The organism is Rhodopirellula maiorica SM1, from assembly GCF_000346295.1.
In the GTDB taxonomy this organism is placed as follows: Bacteria; Planctomycetota; Planctomycetia; order Pirellulales; family Pirellulaceae; genus Novipirellula; species Novipirellula maiorica.
On record NZ_ANOG01000371.1, the window covers coordinates 1 to 7416 of the forward strand.

The 7416-nt window shown below is 53.6% G+C and carries 8 protein-coding genes and 1 riboswitch; of the genes, 3 read left to right on the plus strand and 5 right to left on the minus strand.

Annotation, left to right across the window (positions count from 1 at the left end; all coding sequences use genetic code 11):
• Positions 1–195: 195 nt before the first annotated feature.
• Positions 196–449: riboswitch (cobalamin riboswitch) on the minus strand.
• 183 nt (positions 450–632) lie between these two features.
• From RMSM_RS11930 to RMSM_RS11940, 3 genes are all read right to left on the minus strand, one after another.
• Positions 633–2327, minus strand: coding sequence for a Kelch repeat-containing protein (locus RMSM_RS11930; RefSeq protein ID WP_040765931.1), 1695 nt, complete (start codon positions 2325–2327; stop codon positions 633–635).
• A 95-nt stretch (positions 2328–2422) separates the two neighbouring features.
• Positions 2423–2869 (minus strand): hypothetical protein, encoded by a 447-nt coding sequence (locus RMSM_RS11935; RefSeq protein ID WP_008695962.1) that lies wholly within the window; start codon positions 2867–2869, stop codon positions 2423–2425.
• Complete coding sequence (locus RMSM_RS11940) at positions 2866–3819, minus strand: DUF1559 domain-containing protein (RefSeq protein WP_008695963.1); 954 nt, start codon at positions 3817–3819, stop codon at positions 2866–2868. The genes RMSM_RS11935 and RMSM_RS11940 overlap by 4 nt, the downstream gene beginning before the upstream one ends.
• 259 nt (positions 3820–4078) lie before the next feature.
• On the opposite strand from RMSM_RS11940, the gene hemP reads away from it, so the two are divergent.
• Entirely contained in the window at positions 4079–4279 is a 201-nt protein-coding gene (gene hemP, locus RMSM_RS11945) for a hemin uptake protein HemP (RefSeq protein WP_008695964.1), read from the plus strand.
• A gap of 113 nt (positions 4280–4392) precedes the next feature.
• Here hemP and mntR read toward each other — a convergent pair whose 3' ends face one another.
• Entirely contained in the window at positions 4393–4809 is a 417-nt protein-coding gene (gene mntR, locus RMSM_RS11950) for a manganese-binding transcriptional regulator MntR (protein ID WP_040765934.1), read from the minus strand.
• Positions 4810–5127: 318 nt separating this feature from the next.
• Between mntR and RMSM_RS11955 the strand changes: the two genes are divergently transcribed.
• Both RMSM_RS11955 and RMSM_RS11960 read left to right on the plus strand, forming a co-directional pair.
• A complete protein-coding gene (locus RMSM_RS11955; RefSeq protein ID WP_008695966.1) occupies positions 5128–6282 on the plus strand; it encodes a DUF1559 domain-containing protein in 1155 nt (384 codons plus the stop codon).
• Positions 6282–6635 (plus strand): hypothetical protein, encoded by a 354-nt coding sequence (locus RMSM_RS11960; protein WP_008695967.1) that lies wholly within the window; start codon positions 6282–6284, stop codon positions 6633–6635. The genes RMSM_RS11955 and RMSM_RS11960 overlap by 1 nt, the downstream gene beginning before the upstream one ends.
• Before the next feature lie 123 nt (positions 6636–6758).
• On the opposite strand, the gene RMSM_RS11965 is transcribed toward RMSM_RS11960, so the two are convergent.
• A partial coding sequence (locus tag RMSM_RS11965; protein ID WP_040765935.1) for an ABC transporter substrate-binding protein occupies positions 6759–7416 on the minus strand: 658 nt, incomplete at its 5' end.

Below are 7416 nucleotides of genomic sequence, written 5' to 3' on the forward strand. Positions count from 1 at the left end.
TGAAAGCCGCGCTAGATGTGCGGCACCAGGTTGCTAAGCCAGCCGGCAACAACCGTGATCGAATAGAAGCTCACGAACAATGAAAAACGAATCGATGTGTTTCAGCGGAGGGCAGTTTGCCAAAGCGGCCGCTCGGCCGTCGGCAAACGTTTCGTCGAATCACATCGCAACGATCACCCCAATCCAAGAGGGCCCGAAATCGTCTATTTCGTGGTAGGTCTTCTGACTCACTGCCGACCGAGTTCTCGCAGCCTTCTCACTCCGATTTCCTGTTGACCAGGTCTCTAGAAGCAATGGCGTTTTAATGAAAGAGTTTCGATTGGGATGCATTCAGTTCACGCATCCGAAGGCAGTTCACAGCGGCTGGACCATCCCGGAATTTCACCGGAGTTCCCTGTTCACTCGCAAGTGTAGATTCACTGCGAGTCACCACGAACGCCTAAGAATCTAGCAGCTGACGCGAGGACGTCAATGCTTTGCTAGCACAATGTTGCTTAATTTATACTGGCTGGCAGTTAGCCTGTTTTTTCCGTCATTTTTGCTGTAATTATGTGATCCGGCGTGGGGGCGAAACAGCCCCGTCGCGTGACGGGGCAAGACTCGAATTGAGAGAAACGATCACTCGACCGCAGCTATTTAATTTCGACGATGTCGAGATTCGTAAAGCGTCCGATTGACATGTTCGCGCCACCGACCATCACCATTGATGAGGGATCAAGGGGCAGCATACAGTGAAAGAAGCGTCCGGGATCGTAGCTGCCGACGATCTCCCAGTCGTCGCCCTCATCGGTCAATCGCTGGATCGTGCCGTTGACGGTGCTGACGTAAAGATGTCCGGCATGCGATTGAGCCCAGCATCCAAAACCGGTCATCGCTTCGCCAATCAGCGAAGCTCCCTTGGACCATTGATTGGACTTTGGATCAAAAATATCGACCTCGGTGCTCGGCCCTTGTTCTTGGTCCATGCCGCCAACAACATAGACTCGTCCGTCGTGTGCGGCGACCGACAATGCACGTCGTTTGAACGGAGGCGCTGCAATCGGTTTCCACTGTAAAGGTTGCTGGCTTAGATCGGCGGTCCAAGCGGTGTTGTGCCATTGAGTTTCGTTTTCGCCCGACATCGCCCAACCCCCAACGACATAGACTTGATTGCCGATCACCGTAGCGGCGTGCGACGAACGCGGTTCGGGAAGCGGGGTGTCGTCCTTCCATTGTTTGGCATCGATGTCATAGCGGCTGACCGTCGCTTGCGATTGCAAATTGTGCGTTTCGCCTTCATCGTTCAGCGCGGTAAAGCCACCGATTCGAACCACCGAATTACCGTGACCGACCATCGCCAAGCCCTGCAGCTTGGGACCCGAGGGCAGCGAGTTCCACGAAGCTCCATCGGGTAGGTCGAGCGACCAAAATGCGTTGGATTGCTCGGCGGTGGAATACGAGTGAGCGTTTCCAACATGACCGCCGTAGACAAACAACGTTCCGTTTGCGACCGTGCCCCCGAAACTGGTGAGCTCAGTTGGCAGTTCAGGAAGTGACGAAGTTTTGACAGCTACCGACGATTCATTTGATTTCGTCATTTTCGATTCACGGGTGTGGGCCGAGTCGTTGTGGTTTGCTTTCCCATTGATCTGCGGCCGAGGAAACGTGACGGTCAGATAGTTGCTGGTCGCTTGAAAGGACTGTTCTTTGAACGTACCCGAAGCCTGCTTGTCCGTGAAGCCAACCAGGATCGCATTCAAACCGGGTTCGACTTGTTGGTTCGTAAACGTTACGACGCCATTTTCGTCCGTTTTTGCCGATCCTTCCTCGTGCCCTTCGTCGCAAAACAGTTTGACTTCGGCGTCGGAAAGTGGTTTTTCTTGCCAAAACACTGACACCTGGATTCCGTCTTTGTCCGCGGTGACTTTGGCGCGAAGTTTGTTTGGAATGTTGCCAGTCGTCCAAGTGGCCGGATCCAAACTCGGGAAATGCTGGACGTAATACACCAATTTCGAACCGTGGTAGACGCCATACGTTTGTGTTCCATAGATGCATCCAGTCGGCTTAACCGAATGTGCGGATCGCAAACCCACCAAATCATCGGTCGAGACTGGTTGCAATTGAAGCGGTTTCGTTTGGTCTTTGCTGTGAGCATGTTTCAGCTCAAATTGCGACATCGATTCGGGAAGATGGTAGGTGCGATCATCCAGGCCTTCGCCGAAAAACAGGATCGGTTTTCCTTCGTCGTCCAGAGCAAGCCAAGGAAAGTGGGCGTTCGCGGATTGCGGGGCGAGCAAACTGAGCAAGACAACTAGGCAGGCAATTGAGCGGAGGTAGGTAGGTTTCATTTTGATATTTTTTAAGAGAGGATTTTGCAGAGGATTATGCATCGAGTAAAAGTGGAAGGAAAAAAGACAGACGCGAAGCCTATCCCACGTTGTTACTACAGATCGATTTGCAGCGGGCTCTCGCACTGCGGTGTGATCTCGATACGCTTGGTTGTCTCGGCGGTCGACTTGCGAAGTGAAGTCGGGGATCGGGGCGCACCGAATTTCCGTGCTGCTTGGCGTGGGTCTTGCTCGGCCACCTCGATGATGGCTTCGATCGATGCTTCGTCGGGATTCACCCGCACGATGTATTCTCCGGCGTAGGGCCCCGTGTGTCGAGTAAAAGCAAAACGTCCTGCTTCGATTCGTGTCGTCACGGGAGCAGCCGATTCCGATACAGGCGTCAAAATCAACGTCGCATGCTCGATCGGTTTGCCTTCGGCTTGGATGGTTCCATGGATTGCAATCCGTTCGGGTTCCGGCTCGCTGCATCCACTTGCGATTAAAATCGCGATGCCCGAAAACGCGTGAGCGAGGAAAACCCAAGGTTTTCGCCAACTCATTGCTCGTCTCCGGAAATTACTTCGTGACCATTCTTGCTAGCTAGTGCATTGTAGATTTCATAGTCAATCGAATCGGTCATGAAGCGTGTGCTGCCGTCGGCATAGACGAAATGAGCACCACCGATGTGTTGACTGGCAAATCCACCGATGTTGGCCGCGGTGTGGACATTTAGCGGATACAGCGTTGTCCCCAGTGCAATTTTGGGATAACCGACGACCCAGCGAGCGGTGCCCCATTTGACGGTTCCAACCATATCGCTTGGCAACGTACTGCCACTCCAAACGTAGTCGTTGTAGTTATAGACGGTCTCGCCCAGAGCAATGGTTGACGAGGTCCCATCCAAGCAATCGCGGAATCGATTCGGTGGGTTTTGATAGCCGTACGATGGCCAATGCAGTCCAAACAATCCGTCGCCTTTCTGCATGTAATCGTCAGTCCCCTCGCACCACAAATAGCTGGAGGGGCCGCCGGTTTCGACAGGCCGACCATTAGTCCCAATGCGAGTGTCGGGGGCTTCACGGTTCAAGATCATCGAAGGGCACAAGTAGGTAGCGATCTGCTGTGACGAAACGTTTTCGTTGTAAGGATCGCTATAGCTCTTCGAGAAATCCCACTGCTGGTAGTTGTTTGATTCCTCCAGATGTGACAGCACCGAGACAAATGGGCTGATAAAGTTGCTCTGGATGCTACCGGCCGGGAACTGGCCAAAGGTGCCGTGATAGTTGTGTGCTGCCAGCACTATTTGTCGCATGTTGTTGGTGCACGACATTTTGCGTGCCGCTTCGCGAGCGGCCTGGACTGCGGGAAGCAACAGTCCGACTAAGATCCCGATGATCGCGATGACCACCAGCAATTCGACCAGGGTAAAGCCGCCTTGGAGGCGACGCGGCGAAAACGATTGATCGGTGCCCTGAAAACGGACAGACCGAGTGCGCGAGAATGTCATCATGTAACTCCTTCATTGAGCCTACGGGAAAGGAACAAACTCTCGATGTTCAACATGAACACGAGAACTGCATCCGAGCGTGGCTGGCTAAGGAGTCGTAGATCCGGGCGTCGACGTCCGGGGCTCTTGGCTTGCTGCGTCGTCAGAATCGAATCGCTAATGCGAATCAGTCTCAACAAGTATTGTGTTGCGGAGGATTTTTCGCAAGAATGGCTGAGTAAAAAAAAGCGAAAACCCGCAAGCCACTTAGAAATAGCGACAAATGACGAATCAAGATGAGCCGTTGTCGTCCGGTTCCGAAAAAAGTTCGGAGGCTGGCGGTGTCTGGAATAGCAAAATTGCACCCAAAATCGTGCGATTCAAAGATCTTTCTCGCTGTGGGGACGAGATTTGGATCGAACACGAAGGGATGCTTTACCGGCTGCGAGAAACCCGCCAAGGCAAGCTGATTTTGACCAAGTAAGGTAGCGGAACCCAATGAGTTGCAGGCTCCTGCCTGCCGAGCGTGGCAAAACGAGGCGGGAGCCTCGAAAGCAGTGCGTTCCTAGGCCGGAGCCTCAGGAATGAGCCTTTTTTCTAGGATGGCTCGCTCGGCCAACCTTTGGTCAGCACGCGTTTCATCGCCGCGAGCGTTTCTTTGCTGACATGGTGCTCGATCCCTTCGCTGTCGGCGGCCGCCGTCGCCGCACTGACTCCCATACGCCGCAGAAAACTTTCCACGATTTCGTGGCGTTGCCGTGACTGCGTCGCCAATCGTTTTCCCGCGGTGGTGAGTTCGATTGGTTGATAGGGCTCGGTCACGACAAAACCATCACGCTGCAAGCGGCCGATCGTATTATTGACCGTGGCATGGGTGACTGAGAAATGTTTGACAAGGTCAATCGCTCGGCAAACGCCTCGCTCGCTAATCGCGTCGGCGATCGCTTCGACATAGTCCTCGGCAACCTCGCTGGCGTGGTCCGATCGAATTCGTTGATAAGTCTTCGATGGCAAATTTAGGTTCCCTTTGTATGCCCCAAGTGGTGCAAAGACCACCCGCAATGTTCTTTTATGGTAGCTCCATAGCTTAACAAAATTGTTTTCACGCTGAATCCCCTTGATTGTCTCTCTCTCGATCGGTAGACTTGGCTCATGAAGTTAGCTGGGGCTAACATTTGTTTGGTAGGCAGCCGAGAACACCGTAGCAATGAACGCAGAGAACGGATGTTCATTTTTTTAGCGACCATAAGTTAGCACAGGCTAACTTATGGTCGGCTGCTGAAAATCAAACAAGTGAAATCAAACGATGTCAACTGAAAATAGAGGTTTCGAATGCGGACGTTCAACTGTTTTGTCGTGGAACGACAATTCGTTTCCGGAAGTTTTGGTCTGGATAGATCAACGATCGATCATGGGAGTCGCCGCCGTGTCGCATTCACGCTAGTGGAATTGCTGGTGGTGATCGCGATCATTGGGGTGTTAGTTGGATTGCTGCTTCCCGCGGTCCAAGCGGCACGTGAAGCGGCGCGGCGCATGTCGTGCAGCAACAATTTGCGACAAGTGGGGTTGGCGGCACAAAACTATCATTCGGCTTACCAACGATTTCCCGCTGGCTATGTTTCGCATCCCACACGTGATGGTTCGGCCCCGGCATCGGTCATGATGGATCCGATCACGTGGGATGCGGGGCCAGGATGGGGCTGGGCCGCCGGACTATTGCCGTTTGCCGAAGGAAACGCGTTGGCAGACAGCCTGCGGTATGATCAACCAATTTGGTCCTCGTACAATCAGCAGGCGATTTCCGCGACCGTTCCGATGTTCTTATGCCCGAGTGCGACCGGTGGCGATGAGCCATTCGAAGTAAAAGACGAAGCAGGAAATCCATTGATGATCGCCGGACAAACGATGACACTGGGGCGTAGCCATTATGTGGCAAGCCACGGCCAAGAAAGCTGTTGGGGTGAATGTGGTTCGGCCGCCACCGGCGAAGTGTTTACGAACATTTATACGTCAACGACCAAAATCGTTCCGATCAACGGCGATGCCGCCAACGTCGCAGACGGACCATTTTTCCGCAATTCTAAAACACGCTTTCGCGATGTGCTCGATGGAACATCCAATACCATTTTCTTCGGCGAACATAGCTCTGCGTTGAGCGAGAAAACTTGGGTCGGTGTCGTTCCAGGCGCGTTTACGCATCCGCGTTTTTTGTCACCAGAGAATGGTCCCGACGCCGCTGCGACTCTGACATTGGTCCACGCAGGACCCTCCGGTGGTGAGCTTGATATTACCGGCAGTCCCATCATTCATCCGGTCAACTTTCCCACCTATCACGTCGGGCAAATGTACTCTCAACACCTCGGTGGCGGCTACGTTTGCATGGGGGATGGTTCGGTTCGGTTTGTCACCGATTTTGTCGATTTGTATCTATGGGCCGAACTGTCCAGTATGGATGAGCACGAAGTCATCGATTGGGAGAAGTTTTAATGACGCGCAATTCTAGCAGCACAAATTCAGATTCAAACCTCAAAGTCATCGCGGTTGTCATCTCAGTCGTGTTTGCCGTTGTCGCAGCCGCTTGGTGGATGTCGCATACGCCCGTTGAACTTGACGAACATGGTTACGATGTCACGATTGCCCTCTATCGAGTTTGCAATCAACGCAGTAGCGAAGGGTTGCAGCAGATCGAAGAACAAGTGCGAGAACTTGAAGCGAGCCAAGGGACGCTAGGCGAATCGCACCAAGTGATTCTCGATTTGATTGCGACCGCGAAAGCAGGCGACTGGCAAGACGCTGCCATCGCATGCCGTCAAGCACTCGAAGACCAAGTCCAACACTGAATGTGGGATAGGCTTCAAGCCTGTTATCGGGTGTAAGTCACTTGCAATAAAAATCGCCAACAGTTTCCTGAGGTATCACGCTGCAGCAGTCCGTCACTCGCAACGTTCACGCCGGCGAGCCCTCTACCTCACTTTCTTGGCCGCGGGTAATCCGCGGCGCAGAGGGTGAACTGACTCGTGCAATGCGTGTGCGAGGATCTCGAGGCTGTCGACCAAGCGTGGCCCAGGCCGGCTGAAATAGGCCGATCCATCGACGGCATAAACGCGATCATTTTTGACGCACGTGAGCGTTTCCCAGTGTGGGTAGGATTTCAAGATAGGAACGTCTTGCATGGTGCGGGCGATGTCAAAACCGCAGCACGCGATCATCAACACCTCAGGATCCGCAGCGACGATCTGTTCCCAGGTGATCGTGGCCGAACGCTCGCCAGCGACGCCGATCGCTTCGCGTCCACCGGCAAGGGCGACAATTTCGGGGCTCCAGTGGCCTGCACAAAACGGAGGATCGATCCATTCCAATAGCATCACGCTCGGTCGTTTTGCAATCGATGCGGTTCGCGCTGCTACCGCATCGATTCGCAGTTGCAGCTGAGCGATACAGTGTTCCGCACGTGCTAGGCAATCCGCTGCGGAGCCAACTTGGCGAATGCACTGCATGACATCGTCAAGTGAAGTCGGTTCCAAATTGATCACTGGCGGTGATCCCGGCAATGAGCAGGCTGCGGATTGAACTTCGCTTTCGGCTACCGCACACACGTCACACAAGGCTTGCGTGACAATC